The sequence below is a fragment of the uncultured Halomonas sp. genome (assembly GCF_947501415.1).
Lineage (GTDB): Bacteria > Pseudomonadota > Gammaproteobacteria > Pseudomonadales > Halomonadaceae > Halomonas.
The window spans coordinates 107729-127065 of record NZ_CANMVL010000001.1; the positions used below are offsets into that span (position 1 = coordinate 107729).

At 65.2% G+C, this 19337-nt stretch carries 21 protein-coding genes and 1 other RNA gene; 16 read left to right on the top strand and 6 right to left on the bottom strand.

Going from position 1 to position 19337, the window contains the following annotated elements:
• Positions 1 to 16: 16 nt before the first annotated feature.
• Positions 17 to 670: an ATP phosphoribosyltransferase gene (gene hisG, locus Q0894_RS00475; protein WP_299230499.1), complete on the top strand. Its 654-nt coding sequence runs from the start codon at positions 17 to 19 to the stop codon at positions 668 to 670.
• 94 nt (positions 671 to 764) lie between these two features.
• Positions 765 to 2084 (top strand): histidinol dehydrogenase, encoded by a 1320-nt coding sequence (gene hisD, locus Q0894_RS00480; RefSeq protein ID WP_299230501.1) that lies wholly within the window; start codon positions 765 to 767, stop codon positions 2082 to 2084.
• A gap of 90 nt (positions 2085 to 2174) precedes the next feature.
• Here the strand turns inward: hisD and Q0894_RS00485 are convergent, their stop codons facing one another.
• Complete coding sequence (locus Q0894_RS00485; RefSeq protein WP_299230503.1) at positions 2175 to 3440, bottom strand: Do family serine endopeptidase; 1266 nt, start codon at positions 3438 to 3440, stop codon at positions 2175 to 2177.
• 100 nt (positions 3441 to 3540) lie between these two features.
• On the opposite strand from Q0894_RS00485, the gene Q0894_RS00490 reads away from it, so the two are divergent.
• Positions 3541 to 4302, top strand: coding sequence for a Nif3-like dinuclear metal center hexameric protein (locus Q0894_RS00490; RefSeq protein WP_299230506.1), 762 nt, complete (start codon positions 3541 to 3543; stop codon positions 4300 to 4302).
• Positions 4303 to 4405: 103 nt separating this feature from the next.
• Here Q0894_RS00490 and Q0894_RS00495 read toward each other — a convergent pair whose 3' ends face one another.
• On the bottom strand, positions 4406 to 4864 hold the full coding sequence (locus Q0894_RS00495) for a DUF1043 family protein (RefSeq protein ID WP_299230508.1): 459 nt from the start codon (positions 4862 to 4864) through the stop codon (positions 4406 to 4408).
• 205 nt (positions 4865 to 5069) lie between these two features.
• Between Q0894_RS00495 and zapE the strand changes: the two genes are divergently transcribed.
• The 8 genes from zapE (at position 5070) to Q0894_RS00535 (ending at position 11473) form a co-directional block, all read left to right on the top strand.
• Positions 5070 to 6239: a cell division protein ZapE gene (zapE, locus tag Q0894_RS00500; RefSeq protein ID WP_299230510.1), complete on the top strand. Its 1170-nt coding sequence runs from the start codon at positions 5070 to 5072 to the stop codon at positions 6237 to 6239.
• A gap of 252 nt (positions 6240 to 6491) precedes the next feature.
• A complete protein-coding gene (gene rplM, locus Q0894_RS00505; RefSeq protein WP_132042336.1) occupies positions 6492 to 6920 on the top strand; it encodes a 50S ribosomal protein L13 in 429 nt (142 codons plus the stop codon).
• A gap of 13 nt (positions 6921 to 6933) precedes the next feature.
• Positions 6934 to 7323 carry a 30S ribosomal protein S9 gene (rpsI, locus tag Q0894_RS00510; protein WP_299230514.1) on the top strand — a complete coding sequence of 130 codons (390 nt, stop codon included), beginning with the start codon at positions 6934 to 6936 and terminating at the stop codon, positions 7321 to 7323.
• Positions 7324 to 7539: 216 nt separating this feature from the next.
• A complete protein-coding gene (gene petA / locus Q0894_RS00515) occupies positions 7540 to 8139 on the top strand; it encodes a ubiquinol-cytochrome c reductase iron-sulfur subunit (RefSeq protein ID WP_299230516.1) in 600 nt (199 codons plus the stop codon).
• On the top strand, positions 8139 to 9398 hold the full coding sequence (locus tag Q0894_RS00520) for a cytochrome bc complex cytochrome b subunit (protein ID WP_299230518.1): 1260 nt from the start codon (positions 8139 to 8141) through the stop codon (positions 9396 to 9398). Before petA ends, Q0894_RS00520 begins: the two co-directional genes overlap by 1 nt.
• The gene (locus tag Q0894_RS00525) at positions 9398 to 10165 is read left to right on the top strand and encodes a cytochrome c1 (protein WP_299230520.1); all 768 of its coding nucleotides are present in this window, start codon (positions 9398 to 9400) and stop codon (positions 10163 to 10165) included. Before Q0894_RS00520 ends, Q0894_RS00525 begins: the two co-directional genes overlap by 1 nt.
• Before the next feature lie 139 nt (positions 10166 to 10304).
• Entirely contained in the window at positions 10305 to 10931 is a 627-nt protein-coding gene (gene sspA / locus Q0894_RS00530) for a stringent starvation protein SspA (RefSeq protein ID WP_195689417.1), read from the top strand.
• 53 nt (positions 10932 to 10984) lie between these two features.
• Positions 10985 to 11473, top strand: coding sequence for a ClpXP protease specificity-enhancing factor (locus Q0894_RS00535; RefSeq protein ID WP_299230523.1), 489 nt, complete (start codon positions 10985 to 10987; stop codon positions 11471 to 11473).
• A gap of 120 nt (positions 11474 to 11593) precedes the next feature.
• On the opposite strand, the gene Q0894_RS00540 is transcribed toward Q0894_RS00535, so the two are convergent.
• Genes Q0894_RS00540 through Q0894_RS00555 form a run of 4 tightly spaced genes read right to left on the bottom strand, consistent with a single transcriptional unit; the run spans position 11594 to position 14893 of the window.
• The gene (locus Q0894_RS00540) at positions 11594 to 12172 is read right to left on the bottom strand and encodes a BON domain-containing protein (RefSeq protein ID WP_299230609.1); all 579 of its coding nucleotides are present in this window, start codon (positions 12170 to 12172) and stop codon (positions 11594 to 11596) included.
• Entirely contained in the window at positions 12172 to 12765 is a 594-nt protein-coding gene (locus Q0894_RS00545; protein WP_132042350.1) for a phosphoheptose isomerase, read from the bottom strand. The genes Q0894_RS00540 and Q0894_RS00545 overlap by 1 nt, the downstream gene beginning before the upstream one ends.
• Positions 12766 to 12789: 24 nt before the next feature.
• On the bottom strand, positions 12790 to 13158 hold the full coding sequence (locus tag Q0894_RS00550) for a YraN family protein (protein ID WP_161422519.1): 369 nt from the start codon (positions 13156 to 13158) through the stop codon (positions 12790 to 12792).
• Entirely contained in the window at positions 13142 to 14893 is a 1752-nt protein-coding gene (locus Q0894_RS00555) for a penicillin-binding protein activator (RefSeq protein ID WP_299230528.1), read from the bottom strand. Before Q0894_RS00555 ends, Q0894_RS00550 begins: the two co-directional genes overlap by 17 nt.
• A gap of 51 nt (positions 14894 to 14944) precedes the next feature.
• On the opposite strand from Q0894_RS00555, the gene rsmI reads away from it, so the two are divergent.
• The 5 genes from rsmI (at position 14945) to Q0894_RS00580 (ending at position 19325) form a co-directional block, all read left to right on the top strand.
• Positions 14945 to 15802, top strand: a complete 858-nt coding sequence (gene rsmI, locus Q0894_RS00560) for a 16S rRNA (cytidine(1402)-2'-O)-methyltransferase (RefSeq protein WP_299230529.1) — start codon at positions 14945 to 14947, stop codon at positions 15800 to 15802.
• Between the two features lie 92 nt (positions 15803 to 15894).
• An RNA gene (gene rnpB, locus Q0894_RS00565) (RNase P RNA component class A) lies at positions 15895 to 16247 on the top strand.
• 72 nt (positions 16248 to 16319) lie between these two features.
• Positions 16320 to 17273, top strand: a complete 954-nt coding sequence (rsmH, locus tag Q0894_RS00570) for a 16S rRNA (cytosine(1402)-N(4))-methyltransferase RsmH (protein ID WP_299230531.1) — start codon at positions 16320 to 16322, stop codon at positions 17271 to 17273.
• A 10-nt stretch (positions 17274 to 17283) separates the two neighbouring features.
• Complete coding sequence (ftsL, locus tag Q0894_RS00575) at positions 17284 to 17607, top strand: cell division protein FtsL (protein WP_299230533.1); 324 nt, start codon at positions 17284 to 17286, stop codon at positions 17605 to 17607.
• The gene (locus Q0894_RS00580) at positions 17604 to 19325 is read left to right on the top strand and encodes a penicillin-binding protein 2 (protein ID WP_299230535.1); all 1722 of its coding nucleotides are present in this window, start codon (positions 17604 to 17606) and stop codon (positions 19323 to 19325) included. The genes ftsL and Q0894_RS00580 overlap by 4 nt, the downstream gene beginning before the upstream one ends.
• The last annotated feature ends 12 nt before the right edge of the window (positions 19326 to 19337 follow it).

A 19337-nucleotide genomic window follows, 5' to 3' on the forward strand; every position in this document is an offset into this window, starting at 1 on the left:
GGACCAAGGCAAGAGCATGAGCAAACAACTGATCGTGGCCCTCTCCAAGGGCCGTATCCTCGAAGAGACGCTGCCGCTGCTGGCCGATGCCGGCGTCGAGCCGGTGGAGGATCTGGGCAAGAGTCGCAAGCTGCTGTTCGACACCAACCTGCCCGACGTCAAGCTGGTGGTCATTCGAGCCACCGATGTGCCGACCTATGTGCAGCTGGGTGCCGCGGACCTGGGCATCGCGGGCAAGGACGTGCTGCTCGAGCATGGGGCGGCGGGTCTCTATGAGCCGCTCGACCTCGAGATTGCGCGGTGCAAGCTGATGACCGCCGGGATCACCGGCGCCGAGCCGGCCAGCGCCAGGCGCCGAGTAGCCACCAAGTTCGTCAATATCGCCCGGCGCTGGTATGCCGAGCAGGGCATCCAGGCCGAGGTCATCAAGCTCTATGGTGCCATGGAGCTGGCGCCACTGATGAATCTGGCCGATGAGATCGTCGATATCGTCGATACCGGCAATACCCTGCGCGCCAATGGCATGGAGCCCCGGGAGCTGATCGCGCCGGTCACGACCCGGCTGGTGGTCAACAAGGCCTCCATGACCATGAAACATGCCCGCATCAAGCCACTGCTCGAGCGCCTCAAGCAGGCGGTTGCGGCCCGCCGTGAAGACCTTGCTGGCTGAGCTGTCTGCCGACTGAGGTGCCTGCCCACAGACGTGACCAGCCCGATATCAACAGGCCCGACAACAACAGGCCCGACACCATAGAGATGCAGCCATGACCGAGACCAACGCCTCTTCCGGAATCTCCCGCCTCGCGACCGCCGACGCCGACTTCTCGACACGGCTCGACCATCTGCTCGCCTGGGAGGGGGTCTCCGATGGCGAGGTCCAGGCCCGGGTCGCGGAGATCCTTGCCGCGGTGAAGGAGCGTGGTGATACGGCCCTGGTGGAGGCCAGCAATCGCTTCGACCGTCTTGCGGTCACGGACATGGCTGAGCTCACTCTCGATGCGCCGCGTCTGCGTCAGGCCTATGAGGGGCTGCCCGAGGGTCAGCGTGAGGCGCTGGCCCAGGCGGCGGAGCGCATCCGCCTCTACCATGAGCACCAGAAGCCCGAATCCTGGCACTACACCGAGGAGGACGGCACCGTGCTCGGCCAGCAGGTCATGCCGCTGGATCGTGCCGGCATCTATGTGCCCGGCGGAAAGGCGGCCTACCCCTCCTCGGTATTGATGAATGCGATTCCTGCCCATGTGGCCGGTGTGCGCGAGATCATCATGGTGGTGCCTACGCCGGACGGCGTGCTCAACGAGCTGGTACTGGCCGCGGCGCACCTGGCTGGTGTCGATCGTGTCTTTACCGTGGGCGGCGCCCAGGCGGTTGCCGCGCTGGCCTACGGCACCGAGACGGTGCCGCGTGTCGACAAGATCGTCGGTCCGGGCAATATCTACGTGGCCACCGCCAAGCGATCGGTGTTCGGCCAGGTGGGCATCGACATGATCGCCGGCCCCTCGGAGATCCTGGTGGTCTCGGATGGCGGCACCGACCCGGAATGGCTGGCCATGGATCTCTTCTCCCAGGCCGAGCACGACGAGGATGCCCAGGCGATTCTGGTGGGCTGGGATGGCGAACATCTGGATGCCGTGGAGGCGGCCATCGACCGCCTGCTGCCGACCCTGGAGCGCCACGAGATCGTGCGTGAGTCTCTCTCACGGCGCGGGGCGCTGATTCGCTGCCGCGATCGTGCCGAGGCGGTGGCTCTGATCAATCGCATTGCCCCCGAGCATCTCGAGCTCTCGGTCGCCAACCCCGAGGGATGGCTGCCCGAGGTGCGTCATGCCGGTGCCATCTTCATGGGGCGCTATACCGCCGAGGCGCTGGGCGACTACTGCGCCGGGCCCAATCACGTGCTCCCCACCTCGGGGACGGCGCGCTTCTCGTCGCCGCTGGGCGTCTATGACTTCCAGAAGCGCTCATCGATCATCCACTGCTCGGCCGAAGGCGCCTCGACCCTCGGCAGGGTCGCCTCGGTGCTGGCTCGCGGCGAGTCACTGACCGCGCATGCGCGCAGCGCCGAGTATCGCATCAGGACGTGAGCCGCTGGGTCGAGACGCGCGAAGAGTCGAAACACGCGAAGGGCCCCGCCGCAAGGCGGGGCCCTTCGCGTTTTGCATGCCGCGGTGGGGTTATTCGGGCTGCTGTAGCTCGGGGGGTGGGCGCTCGCCGACCTCGACCGTCAGCGCCAGCTTCTCGCCGCCGCGCACCACGGTGAGGGGCAGGCTGTCGCCGGGCTCCACGGCGGCGATATCGGCCATCGTTTCTCGCGCGTCGAGGATCGCTCGGCCATCGATGGAGAGCAGCACATCACCGGGACGCAGGCCGGCCTGGTCGGCGGGACCGCCGGGTACGACCCCGGCGATGATCACGCCACGTGGTGCCTTGAGTCCGAAGGAGGCGGCCAGCTCCGGGTTGAGTTCCTGAGCCTCGACCCCCAGCCAGCCGCGAATCACCCGCCCCTGGGTGACCAGCTCCTCGAGGATGTTGCGTGCCAGGTTGGCGGGGATCGCGAAGCCGATGCCCTGGGAACCCCCGGAGCGTGAAAAGATGGCGGTATTGATGCCGACCATGGCGCCATCGGGGCTGATCAGTGCTCCCCCGGAGTTGCCCGGATTGATGGCGGCATCGGTCTGGATAAAGTCCTCATAGGCGTTCAGTCCCAGGTGGCTGCGGCCGGTGGCGCTGATGATGCCCATGGTGACCGTCTGGCCGACCCCGAAGGGATTGCCGATGGCCAGGGCCACATCGCCGATGGCCACCTCCGTGGAGTCGGCCAGTTCGATGACCGGCAGATCATCAAGCTCGATACGCAGCACGGCGAGGTCGCTTTCTGGATCGGTGCCGATCACCTCGGCCAGTGTCTCGCGGCCGTCACGCAGCGCGACCTGGATCTGGTCAGCGCCACCGATGACGTGATGATTGGTCAGCACGTAGCCCTGCTCGCTGACGATCACACCCGACCCCAGGCTCGAGAGCATGCGCTGGCGGGCCGGCATGTCGTCGCCGAAGAACTGGCGGAAGAAGGGGTCGGACATCAATGGATGTTGGTCGCGCTCGACGACCCGGGAGGAGTAGATGTTGACCACGGCGGGGGCGGCGCGCTCGACCGCTGCGGCGTAGCTTGCCGGTCCCTGCTCGCGGGAGAGCGGTGGCGCCTGGCGCAGTTCCGGTGCCGGGCGCTCGATGGGGTCGCGGGGCGCCGCTGCTTCGGGTGATACCGCCAGCGGCTCGCGTGGAGCAGGGGGGGGCGTAACTACCGGGGCTTCACTGCCATGGCGTCCCGACAATTGCGGGAAGGCGTTGAGCAGTGCCATGGCAAGCAGGAGCCCGATCATGACGGGAAGCAGGTAGGGCATAAGCGAGCGTAGGTGATGGCGCGGCGATCGGTAGGGCATGCGGGGCGCGGTCCTCGTCAGAGCGTTCGCCGAAGCGGGGCGGCGACGGTTACAATCGACGCATGGTAACACCTTCATTCCACAGCGTCCGGAGGAGACGATGGCTCATCGCGATGCCCTGGTAGCCGCCTGCGATAGCAGGCTGCAGGCCAGCCGCTTCAAGGATTACACCGTCAATGGCCTGCAGGTGGAGGGGCGAGAGGAGGTCGTGAAAGTGCTCAGTGGCGTCACTGCCAGCCAGGCGCTGCTCGACGAGGCGGTCGCCTGGGCAGCCGACCTGGTGCTGGTGCACCATGGCTACTTCTGGAAGAACGAGCCGGTGGCGGTTACCGGCATGAAGCGTCGGCGCCTGCAGACCCTACTGACCCACGATATCAACCTGCTGGCCTATCACCTGCCGCTGGATGCTCACCCCGAGCTTGGCAACAACGCCGAACTGGGGCGGCGGCTCGGCTTTACGGCGGAAGGATGCGCCGACGGCGCAATGGGGGAGGGGCTGCTGTGGCTGGGGACGCCTCCGGCGGGCATGAATGCCCAGGCGCTCAGCGCTCATGTGGGCGAGCGCCTTGGGCGCGAGGCGCTGCTGGTGGAGGCACCGCATGCCGGCGAGATTCGCCGCGTGGCCTGGTGTACCGGCGGGGCTCAGGACATGATCACGGCGGCTTGGGAGGCGGGGGCAGATGCCTTTATCTCCGGCGAGATCTCCGAGCGCACCACCCACCTGGCGCGCGAACTGGGCATCCACTACCTCTGTGCGGGGCATCATGCTACCGAGCGAGATGGTGTTCGGGCACTGGGGGAGTGGTTGGCCGCGGAGTTCGGTCTCGAGCATCGCTTCGTGGATATCGACAACCCGGCGTAGCCTAGAAAGCGAACGCCCCGCTCATGAGGCGGGGCGTCGATAGTGGCGTGTAGTGGTAGGCGTCGGCAGTGGCAGGCGTCGGTAGTGGCAGGCGTCGCTCGGCTCAGTAACGGGGAGCGTCGAGCTTCTCGCCATCCTGGCTATCGGCCTCCTTGAGACCGAAGTCCTCTGACAGGGTGCCGCCCGAGCCGTCGGCGTAGTCCCGGGGCGCTGGAGGAGAGTTATCGCTCCCTTCATCGGCAGCGGTTGCGGCTTCATCCATGGCCAGACCACGGGCCGGCCGAGAGCGTGCACCGAGGGTGTCGGCGTCCGCGGCGAGGCGCGTGGCCAGCGCCTCGCCATTCTGGCGTAGCGTCTCCGTCAGCCGGCCGACCTCGTCGAAGTGTTCATCCATGCCATCGCGCAGGGCCGAAAGCTCCCTGTCACGTTCGGCCAGGCGCTGGCGCAGGCGCTGCATGCCGTCGGCGCCGGAATTGAGCAGATGGTATCCCAGTGCCCCCAGGCCGATGCCGGCCAGCAGGCAGGCAATGGCTAGAATCCAGTTGATGTTGCTCTCGTCCACGTCGGTCTCCCTGCAGCGGTGAACGATCCTGCGGCCGACGTTACGGCGAGCGGATCCGATGGTGGGGCGTTGGCCCCGACGCGCACTATTATAGGGTCGAGCCTAGGCGATGGGTCAACGCGTGCTGGCACCAGCGATGCGCTTCGTTGTTCAGGCGCGTATAATATGCCTCCTGTCGAAGCCGAAACAGGCCGTTTTCGTCCCCATGAATGCCGTCAATCGAGACACTCGTCCGACCCCCATGGCCCGCTATCGGGCCGACCTGGAACGCGACGACTTCCAGTATGATGCCGCCCAGGCCCAGGCCGTGGAGCATCTGCAGCGTCTCTATGATGATCTGTTGCGTTCGCCCCAGGCACCTTCCCGCGCCGCCTCGTCGGGCGGCGGGCTTGCCTCGCGCGTGGCGGGGCTGTTCGGCAAGCGAGCGCGCAGTGAGCCCGTCGAGCCGGACCTGCCGACGATTCGCGGCCTCTACTTCTGGGGAGGCGTGGGGCGTGGCAAGACCTATCTGGTGGATGCCTTCTACGAGTCCCTGCCTTTTCCCGAGAAGATGCGCACCCACTTTCACCGCTTCATGCAGCGGGTGCACAACGAGCTCGAGCACTACAAGGGCGAGAAGAACCCCCTGCGCCTGATCGCCGCCAAGTTCGCGGCCGAGGCCAGGGTGATCTGCTTCGATGAGTTCTTCGTCAAGGACATCACCGACGCGATGATCCTCGCCAATCTGCTCGAGGCGCTGTTCGAGCGTGGCGTGGTGCTGGTGGCAACGTCCAATATCGTGCCCGGCGAGCTCTACAAGGATGGGTTGCAGCGTGCGCGCTTCCTGCCGGCCATCGATCTGCTGGAGCGACACTGCGAGGTGGTCAATGTCGACTCGGGCATCGACTATCGGCTGCGAGCGCTCGAGCGTGCCGAGATATTTCATTCGCCGCTCGATGATGCCGCCGAGGTCGAGCTTGCGCGCAGCTTTCGCGAGATTGCCGGCCAGGATGGCGAGTCCGATGTGCCGCTGGAGGTCAATCATCGGGTGCTGCGCGCGCGCCGACTCCACGATGATGTGGTGTGGTTCGAGTTTCGCGAGCTCTGCGATGGGCCGCGCAGCCAGAACGATTACATCGAGCTGGCGCGGGAGTTTCACTCGGTGCTGGTCTCCAATGTGCCGCGCATGGATGGGAAGTCCGATGATCAGGCGCGGCGATTCATCAATATGGTCGACGAGTTCTACGACCGCGGTGTCAAGCTGCTGATGTCCGCCGAGGTGCCTGCCGAGTCACTCTATGGCGACGGCCGCCTCGAGTTCGAATTCAAGCGGACCCTCTCTCGCCTGCAGGAGATGCAGTCCCATGAGTACCTGGCTCTAGCCCACAAGCCTTAGCCGGGCTGCGCCCGGAGCTGCAAGCCATACCCGGCTGTGTCGGGGGAGGGGCTATAAGCTGCAATCGATAAGTTTTAAGAAAATCCTTGCCGCCAGGCCTGGCGCCGGTATTGCAGAGCAGGGCCGCACTCATGTAGAATTCGCGCGCTCTACTCGTTGGTCTCGCACGTCGAGACCAACCAAGAAGAATAGGGAAGGTTCCATGCCGGTCATCCGGTGGCAGAACCCAATACACTTGATTGGTGAGATTTCATGAAGACGTTCACTGCCAAACCGCAGTCCGTCGAGCGCGACTGGTACGTCGTCGACGCCGCGGACAAGACGCTCGGCCGACTGGCCACCGAAATCGCTCGTCGCCTGCGCGGCAAGCACAAGCCGGAGTACACCCCCCACGTGGATGGCGGCGACTATATCGTCGTGATCAACGCCGAGAAGGTGAAGGTGACCGGCAACAAGGCCAAGGCCAAGACCTATTATCGTCACACCGGCTACCCCGGTGGCCTGCGCTCCATGACCTTCGACAAGATGCTTGATCACGCTCCCGAGCGTATCATCGAGAGCGCCGTAAAGGGCATGCTGCCCAAGGGCCCCCTGGGTCGCGCCATGTACACCAAGCTCAAGGTCTACGCCGGTGCCGAACATCCGCACGCCGCCCAGCAGCCGCAAGAACTGAACATCTGAGGGAATCTTCGCCATGACACAGCAATACTACGGTACCGGGCGCCGCAAGACCTCTACCGCCCGCGTTTTCATGAAGCCGGGCACCGGCAAAATCACCGTCAACAACCGTGAGCTGGACCAGTACTTCGGCCGCGTCACCGGCCGCATGGTCGTTCGTCAGCCCCTCGAGCTGACCGAGACCCTGGGTCAGTTCGACGTCTACGTCACCGTCAAGGGTGGCGGTGGCTCCGCCCAGGCCGGCGCGATTCGTCACGGCATCACTCGTGCCCTGATGGCCTACAACGAAGACTTCCGTGCGCCGCTGCGTCAGGCGGGTTATGTGACCCGTGACGCGCGTGAGGTCGAGCGTAAGAAGATCGGTCTGCGCAAGGCGCGCCGTCGTCCGCAGTTCTCCAAGCGCTGATCACCAGCCGCCATGGAGTATGCGACGCCCGGGTTATCAACCCGGGCGTTTCTTGTTCTGCGTCAACAATTTGTGCGCATCAAACCGTCCTGGTCAGGGTCCTTTTCCTTGTGCGCGGCGGCGCGATTTCTTAACATGTACCGCATTTGGTGTCCGTGGTCGCGGGGATGATGCCCGTGATGGGTCAACGGGTAAGCTGATGGGAGAAACCTTGAAATGGCAGATAACGGCGTGAACAAGGGTCGGCGCCGTTTCCTCGTGGGTGCTACCACCGTTGTCGGTGGGATTGGTGCCGTCGGGGTTGCGGTCCCCTTTGTGGCTTCCTGGCAGCCGAGTGCCAGGGCGAGAGCGGCGGGTGCGCCGGTTCAGGCGGATGTGTCCAAGCTTGAGCCCGGTCAGCGCATGACCGTGGAGTGGCGTGGCAAGCCGGTGTGGATCGTCAACCGCACGCCGGAGATGATCGAGCGCATCGAGTCCTTCGATGACTCGCGGCTTACCGACCCCACATCAGACGTGCCGCAGCAGCCGGCCTATATCGATGGTCCCCTGCGCTCCATCAAGCCCGAGATCGGGGTCCTGATCGGCATCTGTACCCACCTGGGCTGCTCACCGCTGTTCCGTCCCGAGCCCGATGCGGACGATGTGGGCACCGACAACTGGCCGGGTGGCTTCTTCTGCCCCTGCCATGGCTCGCGCTTCGATCTGGCGGGCCGGGTATTCCGCGGGGTGCCGGCGCCCACCAACCTGGAGGTGCCGCCTTACCGCTTCGAGTCCGACGATATCATCATCGTCGGCGAAGATGAGGAGACTGCCTGATGGGTAACCCGAACAAGCCGATGGCGGAAAAGGGCTTGATGCGCTGGGTCGATGAGCGTTTCCCCGCGACGCAGATGTGGCAGGAGCACCTGTCCAAGTATTACGCCCCCAAGAACTTCAACTTCTGGTACTTCTTCGGCTCGCTGGCCCTGCTGGTGCTGGTCAATCAGATTCTTACCGGGATCTGGCTGACCATGAGCTACAACCCCTCCGCCGAGGGCGCCTTCGCCTCGGTCGAGTACATCATGCGCGATGTCGAATGGGGCTGGTTGATTCGCTACATGCACTCCACCGGCGCCACGGCCTTCTTCGTGGTCGTTTACCTGCACATGTTCCGCGGCCTGCTCTACGGCTCCTACAAGGCGCCCCGCGAGCTGGTGTGGATCTTCGGCATGGCGATCTATCTGGCGCTGATGGCGGAGGCCTTCATGGGTTATCTGCTGCCCTGGGGCCAGATGTCCTACTGGGGCGCCCAGGTGATCATCTCGCTGTTCTCCGCGATTCCGGTCATCGGTCCCGACCTGACCCAGTGGATTCGTGGTGACTTCCTGATCTCCGGCATCACGCTCAACCGTTTCTTTGCCCTCCACGTGGTGGCACTGCCCATCGTGATCCTGGCGCTGGTGGTCCTGCATATCATCGCCCTGCACGAGGTTGGTTCCAACAACCCCGATGGCATCGACATCAAGAAGAAGAAGGACGAGACCGGCAAGCCGCTGGATGGCATTCCCTTCCATCCGTACTACACGGTGAAGGATATCGTCGGCGTGGCTGTCTTCCTGTTCGTCTTCGCGGTGGTGATCTTCTACTTCCCCGAGGGTGGGGGCTACTTCCTCGAGAAGCCCAACTTCGAGCCGGCCAACCCGCTGAAGACGCCGGATCATATCGCCCCGGTGTGGTACTTCACGCCCTTCTACGCGATTCTGCGCGCGATCACCTTCTCGCTGTTCGGGCTCGATGCCAAGTTCCTCGGCGTGATCTTCATGGGCGCGGCCATCGCGGTGCTCTTCGTGCTGCCGTGGCTTGACCGCAGTCCGGTGCGTTCCATGCGCTACAAGGGCTGGATGTCCAAGGTGATGCTGGTGCTGTTCGCGATCAGCTTTATCATTCTTGGGGTCCTGGGCGTGCTGCCGGCCACCGATGGTCGCACCGTGCTGGCCCAGGTGTGCACCGCCGTCTATTTCGCCTTCTTCCTGCTGATGCCGTTCTATACCCGGCTGGAGAAGACCAAACCCGTTCCGGAGAGGGTGACTGGCTAATGAAAAAGCAACTGTTCGCACTGCTCTTCGCGCTGGTGCCTCTCACGGCCATGGCCGCCGGAGGCGCGAGCGTCCCGTACTCCATGACGCCCGACCTCGATGACAAGGCGTCGTTGCAGCGGGGCATGCAGCTCTACACCAACTACTGCATGGGGTGTCACTCCCTGGAGCATCAGCGCTTCGCCCGTGCCGCGGAGGACCTGGGCATGCCCCAGGACCTGGTCGAGGAGAACCTGATCTTCTCCTCGGATCTGGCCTTCAACGACCAGATGCATATCGCCATGAACAAGGACGATGCCGAGGCCTGGTTCGGTGCGCCGCCACCCGACCTGACCCTCGAGTCACGGCTGCGCGGCACCGACTGGATCTACTCCTACCTGCTCTCGTTCTACAAGGACCCGAGCACCGGTACCGGCGTGAACAATGCCGTCTTCGACATGGTGGCCATGCCCAACGTGCTCGAGCCGCTCCAGGGCGTTCAGGAGATGGTGTGTTCCGAGACCGATCGTCCGGTGGAGGGAGCCGAGCTTGATCCGCTGACCGGCAAGTACCAGTCCTGTGATGTGCTGCAGGTGACTCAGCCGGGCGAGCTGGAGCCGGATGAGTTCGAGGAGGCGGTCTACGACCTGACCAACTTCCTTGCCTATGTGGGTGAGCCATCCAAGCTGCAGGCCCAGACTCTGGCCCCGAAGGTGCTGATCTTCATCTTCATCTTCGGCGTCATCGCCTACCTGCTCAAGCGCGAGTACTGGCGCGATATCCACTGACCCGCCGGGTTGCAGCCAGACGGGGGCGCATGGCCGAGGGCCACGCGCCCCCGTGGCGTATGTGTCGCGTCAATCGCTTCCCCGCGGAGCGAGGCCCGCGTGTTATCATGGTTATTCGATTTGATGCGAGGATTGTTTCATGGGTGTAGTGGCCAAGCGGTCGTCGATGATCTTCTATTCCGGTGGCTCCGATCATTTCAGTCATCGGGTGCGTATCGTGCTCGCCGAGAAGGGTGTGGCGGTAGACATCGTGGAGGTCAACCCGGACCAGCCCCCCGAGGATCTCGCCGATCTCAACCCCTACAACAGCGTGCCGACCCTGCTGGATCGCGATCTCGTGCTGTATGAGTCCAAGGTGATGATGGAGTACCTGGACGAGCGCTTCCCACACCCCCCGCTGCTGCCGGTCTATCCGGTGGCTCGTGCCCAGAGTCGCCTCTGGATGCACCGCATCGAGCGCGAGTGGTGCCCACTGGTGGAGCAGATCGAGCAGGGGAGCAAGAAGGAGGCGGACAAGGCGCGCAAGGAGCTGCGTGAGAGCCTCGTCGGTATCTCGCCCATCTTCGAGGACATGGCGTTCTTCATGAGCGAGGAGTTCACCCTGGTGGACTGCTGCCTGGCACCGATCCTGTGGCGACTGCCCGCCCTGGGTATCGAGCTGCCCGAGAAACAGGTGGCCCCCCTGCTCGACTATATGGAGCGAGTCTTCGAGCGAGACGGCTTCAAGGCGTCACTGAGCGAGCGCGAGCGCGAGATTCGCAGCTGATACACTTTTCCCGGCCGCCTTCGGGTGGCCGGCCAACGCAGGAGGGAGAGGCGATGGACTCCAGTCGTCCCAGCCTATCCAGTCGCCCCTACCTGGCCAGAGCCCTGTTCGAGTGGCTGCTGGACCATGACCTCACGCCCCATATCGTGGTCGATGCCGAGCATCCCCAGGTGGAGGTGCCGCGACAGTTCGTACAGAATGGCCAGATCGTTCTCAACCTGTCGCCAAACGCCGTTCGTGAACTCGCGATGGAGAATGACGCGATCAGTTTCGAGGCGCGCTTCGGTGGTCAGCCCATGCGGGTGATGGTGCCGAGTGATGCCCTGGTGGCCATCTATGGTCGCGAGAACGGTGTCGGAATGGTCTTCGGACATGAGCCGGTGATGCCCCAGCCGGCTGAGTCGGCCGAGGACGAGCTGCCGGCGCTGGCCGAGGTCGAGCGCGACGCCGATACCTCGCAGGAGAAGGAGGCGTCGGAAGAGAAGGGCGAGGGATCTCGACGGCCGCCCAAGGGCAAGCCCTCCCTGCGGGTGATCAAGTAGTTCTCATACTAGCGTGGTGATGGATCATGCAAGACGGCAGGCCCTGAGGCCTGCCGTCTTGCGTTTGCAGCGAGCAGTCGAGCTGGTCCGGTTCAGTGGAGCCCGTTCAGTCGAGCCGGCTTAGTCGAGATAATCGAAGACCTTGACGATGCGCTGCATGCCGCCCAGCTGAGAGACCGCCTGAACGATGCGCTCGGCCTCGGCGCGGGTCACGATGCCCATCAGATAGACGCTGGCATTCTCGGTGACCACCCGAATGCGACTCGAGTCGATCGCCTGGTTGGCTGCCAGATGGGTGCGGATGCGGGTGTTGAGCCAGGTGTCCGAGAGACGTTGGCTGGCGGGCAGGTTGCCGGCAATGCTCAGCTCGTTATGGACATTGCGAACATTGCGTACCCGGCTCGCCACCTCGCTAGCTTTCTCCTTGAGCTCCTCGCTGGGCACCTGACCGGTGAGCAGCACCAGCCCCGCATAGCTGTCGACGTTGATTCGTGCGTCACCCAGGCGGGCGTCGGTGCGGCCGAGATTATGGGTGATCTTGGTCTCGATGCTCTGGTCTTCGATCTGGTCGCCGGTGGTGCGCTTGCCGTAATTCTCCTCGATGGTGCCCTGATGGGTCACGCTGGTCACGGTGGTACAGCCGGCGAGGCCCAGGGAGGCGATCAGCAGCAGGGCGCTGAGCAGGGTGGGGCGTGTCATCATTCGCTTGCTCCAAAGAGTTGTTCATCGATCAGGTCGCAGAGGCAGTGGATTGCCAGCAGGTGGACCTCCTGAATCCGTGCGGTTGAGGTCGCCGGGACGCGGATCTCGCAGTCGTCCTGGCCGAGCAGCGAGGCCATGTTGCCTCCGTCGCGACCGGTGAGGGCCACCACCGTCATGTCGCGGTCATGGGCGGCCTGGATGGCCTGAATCACGTTGGCCGAGTTGCCGCTGGTGGAGATCGCCAGCAGGATATCGCCGGGTTGGCCCAGGGCGCGTACCTGCTTGGAGAACACCTCGTTGTAGCTGTAGTCGTTGGCGATGGAGGTCAGGGTAGAGGTGTCGGTGGTCAGGGCCAGGGCAGGGAGGCTGGGGCGCTCCCGCTCGAAGCGATTGAGCAGCTCCGACGAGAAGTGCTGACTGTCGCCGGCGCTGCCGCCATTGCCGCAGGCCAGGATCTTGCCCTCGCTGACCAGACACTGGACCATCATCTGGCTGGCGACCTCGATAAAGGGCGGCAGCACTTCGCTGGCATAGGTCTTGGTATCGATGCTGGCGTTGAAGTGATCGAGAATGCGCTGCTGGAAATCCATGCTGAGTCAGGTTCCTGTGGCGGGTTAGTAGGCGTCGAAGGCGTTGACCACCCACTGGATGTCGAGTTCGGGTGGCAGGCCGGTGACGGCCACCACATCGAAGCGGCAGGGACATGATAGCCGGTTGTTCTGTAGATAAAAACGTGCCGCCCTGATCAGGCGGCGCTGCTTGGTGGCGGTTATGGTCTCGAGGGGGTGGCCGTGGCGGATATCGGCGCGATGGCGCACCTCGACGAAGACCAGGGTATCGCCATCGCGCATCACCAGATCCAGCTCACCTCCCTTGGCGTGCTGGTTGGTGGCCACCGGCTCGAGGCCGCGGTCGGTCAGCCAGGCCGCAACGAGGCGTTCGACTGCCTCGCCGCGGGCCCTGGCGTCACGGGGTCCGCTCATCGCCGAAAGCCCCTGGACTGAGTACCGGTTGCGGGACGCCATCTACGAAGCGTGCCCAGGGCAGCGTGCGCTGGATGCGTCCATCATGCCTGGCGCGCAGGGTGCCGGTCGCACCAAACAGCTCGCTGTTCGAGACCAGCTGGAACTGGGGGAGTCGGCGTGCCAGCTCGAAGGCGTCGACCCCCATGGCGCTCAGGCGGAACAGGTTGGGGTCCGTCTCCTCGCGCAGGCTGCGATAGCTTGCGTTGAAGGGGAGGGCGTCCTCGCCGCCCGCCGCGGCATCGGGGATCTGCCAGGGGATATCCAGGAACATGACACCATTCAGGTCGCCATCGAGGCGTGGGTTGAGTCGTCCGCTGAACAGATGTGAGGTGGCGTAGACCGGCAGCTTGTTGGCGCCATAGTAGTCGAGGGTAGGGGGGACCTGGCGCGCGTAGTCGGGCAGTGCCAGCATGAACAGGAGGTCAGGGCGACTCTCGGCAATGGTTCGGCGAGTGCTCTCGGTGGCGGAGGCGCCGGGGTTGTAGCGCACCGCCTTGGTGACCTTGCCGCCCTGGGCGCGCCATTCATCCCAGAAGGCTTCGCCGACCCGCTGACCCCAGCCGTTGTCCGGGACCAGCAGGGCGGCGCGACGATGCCCGTCGTCCCAGGCGCGACGAGCGGCCTGCTTGGCTTCACCCTCGGCGGAGAGGCCGTACTGGAAGAGTCCTTCGGCGGCGTTGCTGGCACCCCTGCCGTAGTTGAGGGCCAGAGTGGGGAGTGGCACGCGATTGCGGCGCTCCAGCTCGCTCACCCGATCCTTGTTGAGCGGGCCGATGACCACCTGGGCGCCGCGATTCTGGGCCTCCCGGTAGAGCGACTCGAGATTGCCGGAGGTGCTGTCGATAAAACTGAGGCGAACGTTGGCATCGTTTGAAAGACGGTGCCGGGTGCGGATGCCTTCGCCGATCGCCGTGGCGATACGCGACAGGGCGCCGGATTCGGGCAGCAGCACGGCAATATGCTGCACCTCCTGGCCGCTCAGTTCGCGCAGGGCGATGAGATCTGCCGGCAGGCGTCGTGCCGCCGGGTGGCGCTGGTTACGGCTGCGCCACTCGTCCAGGCGAAGGAAGAGGCGGTCGATATTGCCATCGCCACTGCGCACCGCCTCCACCAGCGCCACCCAACCGCGGGCCAGGGCGCCCTGGCGCTCGCCAAGCTCTGCCAGTCGCCGCTGATCGAGCTCTCCCAGGGCTCGCCAGATGGGGTCGTTAAGCGCCTCGTCATCGGACTCAGTCTGTACCAGCAGCAGGGCCTTGGCTGCGGCGAAGGGGTTGTCCCGCTCGAGCAGGGCCAGACCGCGTTGTTCGCGCAGGGCCAGTGTCTGGCTGCGGCTGAGGGCGAGGCCGTCGAGATCCTGAGTGGCCTGGATCACGGCCTCGGGATCGCCCTCGCTCTCGCCGAGATCGGCCAGCAGGAGCGCCCAGCGAGTCAGGGGATCGCCGGCGAGTTGCGATCGATCAATCTGACGAGCGATCTCGAGTGCCTGGGTGCGCTGGCCCTGGCGTGCTAGGATATCCGCCGCTTCCAGTCGAGTGCGGGCCGCTCGGGCCGGTTCCTGTTGCTGGGCCTGTTCGAGTAGCGTGGCGGGGTCGTCATCGGTGACGCGCTCGTCGATGCCCGGCTGGTAGGCGCAGCCGGCCAGCAGCAGCGCGAGAAGCGCAGTGGCCAGCAGGCCTCGTGTCAGTTTGAGCATGAATCCTTCCTTTATTCATCCGTCGTATCGGGAGCCCGCCCAGGAGGCGACGTGTCAGAACCGAACTCAGCTTCATTGTACGTGGTCGCCACGCCAATTGGGAATTTGCAGGACCTGAGCCCGCGGGCCGCGGCGGTGTTGTCCGAGGTGGCCATGGTGGCCGCCGAGGATACCCGGCACACCGCTCGTCTGCTGCGCCACCTGGGGGTGCGGGTGCCCATGCTGTCGCTTCACGAACACAACGAGGCGGCGCGTGTCGACCGGATCGATGCCAGCCTGGCCGGGGGCGAATCGGTTGCCCTGGTCTCTGATGCCGGCACACCATTGATCAGCGATCCCGGCTTCGTGCTGGTGCGCGAACTGCGTGCCCGAGGGCGACGCATCGTGCCGATCCCGGGTGCCTGTGCGCTGGTGACGGCGCTCTCGGCCGCCGGCTTGCCCACCGACCGCTTCACCTTTCACGGCTTTCTACCGGCCAAGGGTGGCGCCCGCCGCGCTCAGCTCGAGGAGCTGGCGGGACGCACCGAGACCCTGGTGTTCTACGAGTCGCCTCACCGTATCCGCGATACCCTGAGGGATATCGATGCGGCCCTCGGTGGGCGCCATCTGGTCGTGGGTCGGGAGTTGACCAAGACCTTCGAGACCTTCCTGGAGGGAGGTGCCCTCGAGCTCGCCGCGCGCATGGAGGATGATCCGAATCAGGCGCGTGGTGAGTTTGTGGTGATGGTGGCCGGTGCGCCGCCCCGCAAGAAGGAAGTGGGTGCCGAAGTGGAGGGCGAAGCGTTGCTGGCGGCGCTGCTGGCCGAGGGGGCCGGTGTCAAGCAGGCCGCGGGAGTGGCGTCCCGGCTTCTTGGTGGTGCCCGCAAGGTCTGGTATGCCCGCGCCCAGGCCTTGAAGGATGGCGATTGAGCCTGGCCTGTCCCCTCCCTCAGCAGTAGGCAGATGGCGTCTTGGTGTCACTTTTGTTGAGGGGGTGCCGGGGCGCTGGTATCCTTGCCGCGGGAGTCGGCCAGACAGTCGCCGCCGGAGTGATCCGGGGGAGGAAAGTCCGGGCTCCATAGGGCAGAGTGCCAGGTAACGCCTGGGCGGCGTGAGCCGACGGAAAGTGCAGCAGAGAGCAGACCGCCTACGTCTCCCTCGGGAGGCCGGTAAGGGTGAAAGGGTGCGGTAAGAGCGCACCGCGCGCCTGGCAACAGTGCGTGGCACGGTAAACCCCACTCGGAGCAAGACCAAATAGGAACCCGCTGGCGTGGCCCGCGTCGGGTTCGGGTAGGTTGCTTGAGGGCCGTGGTGACGCGGCCCCTAGATGAATGGCTGTCCACGACAGAACCCGGCTTATCGGCCGGCTCCCCCCTGTTTCAAGAAAGTGACCATTTTCAGTCCGGCGACGGAGCTCTCCGTCGCTTCACCGTGGATCGAGAAGCGCATGCAGTCAGCCCCTGACACACCCCCGCGGGGATTTCGACACGCCAGCGTCCTGCTCGATGGGGCGGTCGATGCCCTGATCCACGATCCCGATGGTGTCTATCTCGATGGCACCTTCGGTCGCGGTGGTCACTCGCGAGAGATACTTTCACGCCTCGCCCCCCGGGGCAGACTGCTGGCCATCGATCGTGACCCCCAGGCGATCGCCGAAGCCGGCACCATCGATGATCCCCGTTTCACCATCGAGCGGGCCGAGTTTGCTCGTCTCGCCGAGGTGGCCCGTGGGCATGAGCTGCATGGCCACCTGTCCGGCGTGCTGCTCGATATCGGCGTCTCGTCACCCCAGCTCGATGACCCCGAGCGCGGTTTCAGCTTTCTGCGCGATGGCCCCCTGGACATGCGCATGGACCCCACCCGGGGCGAGAGCGCGGCGGAGTTTATCGCACGGGTCGGCGAGGCCGAGCTCTCCCGGGTCTTCAAGGAATACGGCGAGGAGCGTTATGCCCGTCGCCTGGCCAGGGCGATTCTCGAGCGTCGCGGCGAGCGACCCTTCGAGCGCACCGCCGACCTGGCCGAGGTGGTCAAGGCAGCGCACCCCGCCTGGGAGAAACACAAGCACCCCGCGACGCGGGTCTTCCAGGCCCTGCGTATCCAGGTCAACGGTGAGCTCGACCAGCTCGATGCGGCCCTGGAGGCCGCCCTCGAGACACTGGCGCCGGGCGGTCATCTGGTGGTCATCAGTTTCCACTCTTTAGAGGACCGCCGGGTCAAGCGCTTTATTCGCCATCATGTGCGTGGCGATACCCACCTGCCGCGGGGCATGCCGATTCGTGATGACCAGCTGGAGCGCCGTCTCGAGGCACTGGGCAAGGCTCGGCGGCCCGGCGAGGCGGAGGTCAAGGAGAACCCTCGCGCGCGCAGCGCGGTGATGCGAGTGGCGCGCAAACGCTACTGAGGGAGATGGCATGACACAGGGAAGGTCCATTACCGCTCGTCTCGCCTGGCCCTCGGCGCTGCGCCTGAATCTGCGTGCACTGCTGTTACTGGTGCTGCTGCTCGCTTGCCTTGGGAGTGCCATGGCCGTCATCGCGGTCAGCCACCTGACCCGCGAGCAGTATGCTGCCCTCCAGCAACTCGAGCGTGAGCAGCAGCAGCTGCAGACCGAGTGGGGACAGCTTCTGCTCGAGGAGAGTGCCTGGTCGTCGCCGGCGCGCATCGAGCATCTCGCCGTGGAGCGTCTCGAGATGCGCCTGCCCGGGGTGGAAGAGGTGGAGGTGATCCAGCCATGAGCACCGAGGTACGCAGCGGTGTCTCGCCGCGTCGCTCGCCGCCCGGTGCGCCCATGGGCCGGCTGCGCTATGGGGTGATCCTGGGGCTGGTGCTGGTCGGACTGGGACTGTTGGTGGGGCGCGTGGTGGTCCTCCATGTGCTCGACCGACCCTTCCTGCAGGGGCAGGGTGACGCACGCACGCTGCGCACCGACTCGCTTCCCGCCCACCGTGGCATGATCGCCGACCGCCACGGCGAGCCACTCGCCATCTCCACGCCGGTGGTCACCCTGTGGGCCAATCCCCAGGATGTGCCCGAAGATCCCATTCAGCGCGTCCAGCTGGCATCGGCGCTGGGCGTGGACCTCGAGGCCCTCAATGAGCGCCTGGCACGCTATTCCGAGCGTGAGTTCATGTATCTTCGCCGCCAGATGACGCCCGAAGCGGCCCAGCGGGTTCTCGACCTGCGGGTGCCCGGTGTCTATCGTCAGGATGAGTACAAGCGGTACTACCCGGCCGGCGAGGTGGCCGCCCAGCTGCTTGGCGTGACCAACGTCGACGACAAGGGGCAGGAGGGGCTTGAGCTCGCCTATCAGCCCTACCTGGCGGGAACGCCGGGGCTGCGCCGGGTGCTCAAGGATCGCCGCGGTCGCCTGGTGCGTGACCTCGAAGTGCTGCGCGAAGCCAAGCCCGGTGGCGAGCTGACGCTCGCCATCGACCAGCGCCTGCAGTACATGGCCTATCGCGAGCTCAAGGCCGCGGTGGCGGAACACGACGCCGATGGTGGCGTGGTGGTGATGCTGGACGCCCGCACCGGCGAGGTGCTGGCCATGGCCAATCAACCCTCCTACAACCCCAATAATCGCGCCGGGCTCGACCCCCAGGGGCTGCGCAACCGTGCCATCGTCGACCCCTATGAGCCCGGCTCGGTGGTCAAGCCCCTGGCGTTGGCGGCAATGCTGGATGCTGGTGGCCTGTCGCCCGACACGGTGGTGGATACCGCCCCGGGCTGGATGCGTATCGACCGCTTTACCATTCGCGATATTCGTAACTACAAGGAACTCGACCTGGCGGGCATTCTGGAGAAGTCTTCCAATGTCGGCATGTCCAAGCTGGCGCTTCGTTACGATGAGCCGGTCATCCCCCAGCTCTACCGTCGCCTGGGCTTCGGGCAGTCGCCGGGAACCGGCTTCCCCGGAGAGGCCACCGGCGAGGTGCCGGCTCCGGTGCGCTGGTCGAGCAGTCAGTGGGCCGCACTCTCCTATGGTTATGGCCTCTCGGTCACGCCACTTCAGCTGGCCAGTGCCTTCACCGCCATCGCCAACGAGGGTCGCCTGCTGCAGCCCTCGCTGCTGCGCCTGAATGAGCCGGTAGCGGGTGAGCAGGTCATCTCGCCCGTGGTGGCGCGCCGGGTGCTGGAGATGATGGACAAGGTCGTCGAGCCGGATACCGGGGCACGCCGAGCCGAGGTGCCGGGCTACCGGGTCGCCGGCAAGACGGGCACCGTGCGCAAGACCGGTGCCGGCGGTTATCAGGAGAACGCCTATCGCGGCTTCTTCGTGGGCATCGCTCCGGTCAGCGATCCCCGCATCGTGACGGTGGTGATGATCGACCACCCGCGCGGTGACGCCTATTACGGTGGCGCGGTGGCCGCTCCGGTATTCTCGCGTGTCGCCGGTAGTGCGCTGCGGCTGCTCGATGTGCCTCCCGACCGGCGTGACCTCGTGGAGGTCGAATAGCATGCCACTCCT

Bases quoted from the DNA above. Each gene is read 5' to 3' on its own strand.
- rplM (WP_132042336.1), top strand. From the start codon at position 6,492: ATGAAGACGTTCACTGCCAAACCGCAGTCCGTCGAGCGCGACTGGTAC.
- Q0894_RS00550 (WP_161422519.1), bottom strand. From the start codon at position 13,158: ATGAGCGGACCCCGTGACGCCAGGGCCCGCGGCGAGGCAGTCGAACGC.
- sspA (WP_195689417.1), top strand. From the start codon at position 10,305: ATGGGTGTAGTGGCCAAGCGGTCGTCGATGATCTTCTATTCCGGTGGC.
- Q0894_RS00525 (WP_299230520.1), top strand. From the start codon at position 9,398: ATGAAAAAGCAACTGTTCGCACTGCTCTTCGCGCTGGTGCCTCTCACG.
- Q0894_RS00490 (WP_299230506.1), top strand. From the start codon at position 3,541: ATGGCTCATCGCGATGCCCTGGTAGCCGCCTGCGATAGCAGGCTGCAG.
- zapE (WP_299230510.1), top strand. From the start codon at position 5,070: ATGAATGCCGTCAATCGAGACACTCGTCCGACCCCCATGGCCCGCTAT.
- hisD (WP_299230501.1), top strand. From the start codon at position 765: ATGACCGAGACCAACGCCTCTTCCGGAATCTCCCGCCTCGCGACCGCC.
- rpsI (WP_299230514.1), top strand. From the start codon at position 6,934: ATGACACAGCAATACTACGGTACCGGGCGCCGCAAGACCTCTACCGCC.
- hisG (WP_299230499.1), top strand. From the start codon at position 17: ATGAGCAAACAACTGATCGTGGCCCTCTCCAAGGGCCGTATCCTCGAA.
- Q0894_RS00555 (WP_299230528.1), bottom strand. From the start codon at position 14,893: ATGCTCAAACTGACACGAGGCCTGCTGGCCACTGCGCTTCTCGCGCTG.
- Q0894_RS00485 (WP_299230503.1), bottom strand. From the start codon at position 3,440: ATGCCCTACCGATCGCCGCGCCATCACCTACGCTCGCTTATGCCCTAC.
- Q0894_RS00540 (WP_299230609.1), bottom strand. From the start codon at position 12,172: ATGACACGCCCCACCCTGCTCAGCGCCCTGCTGCTGATCGCCTCCCTG.
- ftsL (WP_299230533.1), top strand. From the start codon at position 17,284: ATGACACAGGGAAGGTCCATTACCGCTCGTCTCGCCTGGCCCTCGGCG.
- Q0894_RS00545 (WP_132042350.1), bottom strand. From the start codon at position 12,765: ATGGATTTCCAGCAGCGCATTCTCGATCACTTCAACGCCAGCATCGAT.
- rsmH (WP_299230531.1), top strand. From the start codon at position 16,320: ATGCAGTCAGCCCCTGACACACCCCCGCGGGGATTTCGACACGCCAGC.
- Q0894_RS00580 (WP_299230535.1), top strand. From the start codon at position 17,604: ATGAGCACCGAGGTACGCAGCGGTGTCTCGCCGCGTCGCTCGCCGCCC.
- petA (WP_299230516.1), top strand. From the start codon at position 7,540: ATGGCAGATAACGGCGTGAACAAGGGTCGGCGCCGTTTCCTCGTGGGT.
- Q0894_RS00520 (WP_299230518.1), top strand. From the start codon at position 8,139: ATGGGTAACCCGAACAAGCCGATGGCGGAAAAGGGCTTGATGCGCTGG.
- Q0894_RS00535 (WP_299230523.1), top strand. From the start codon at position 10,985: ATGGACTCCAGTCGTCCCAGCCTATCCAGTCGCCCCTACCTGGCCAGA.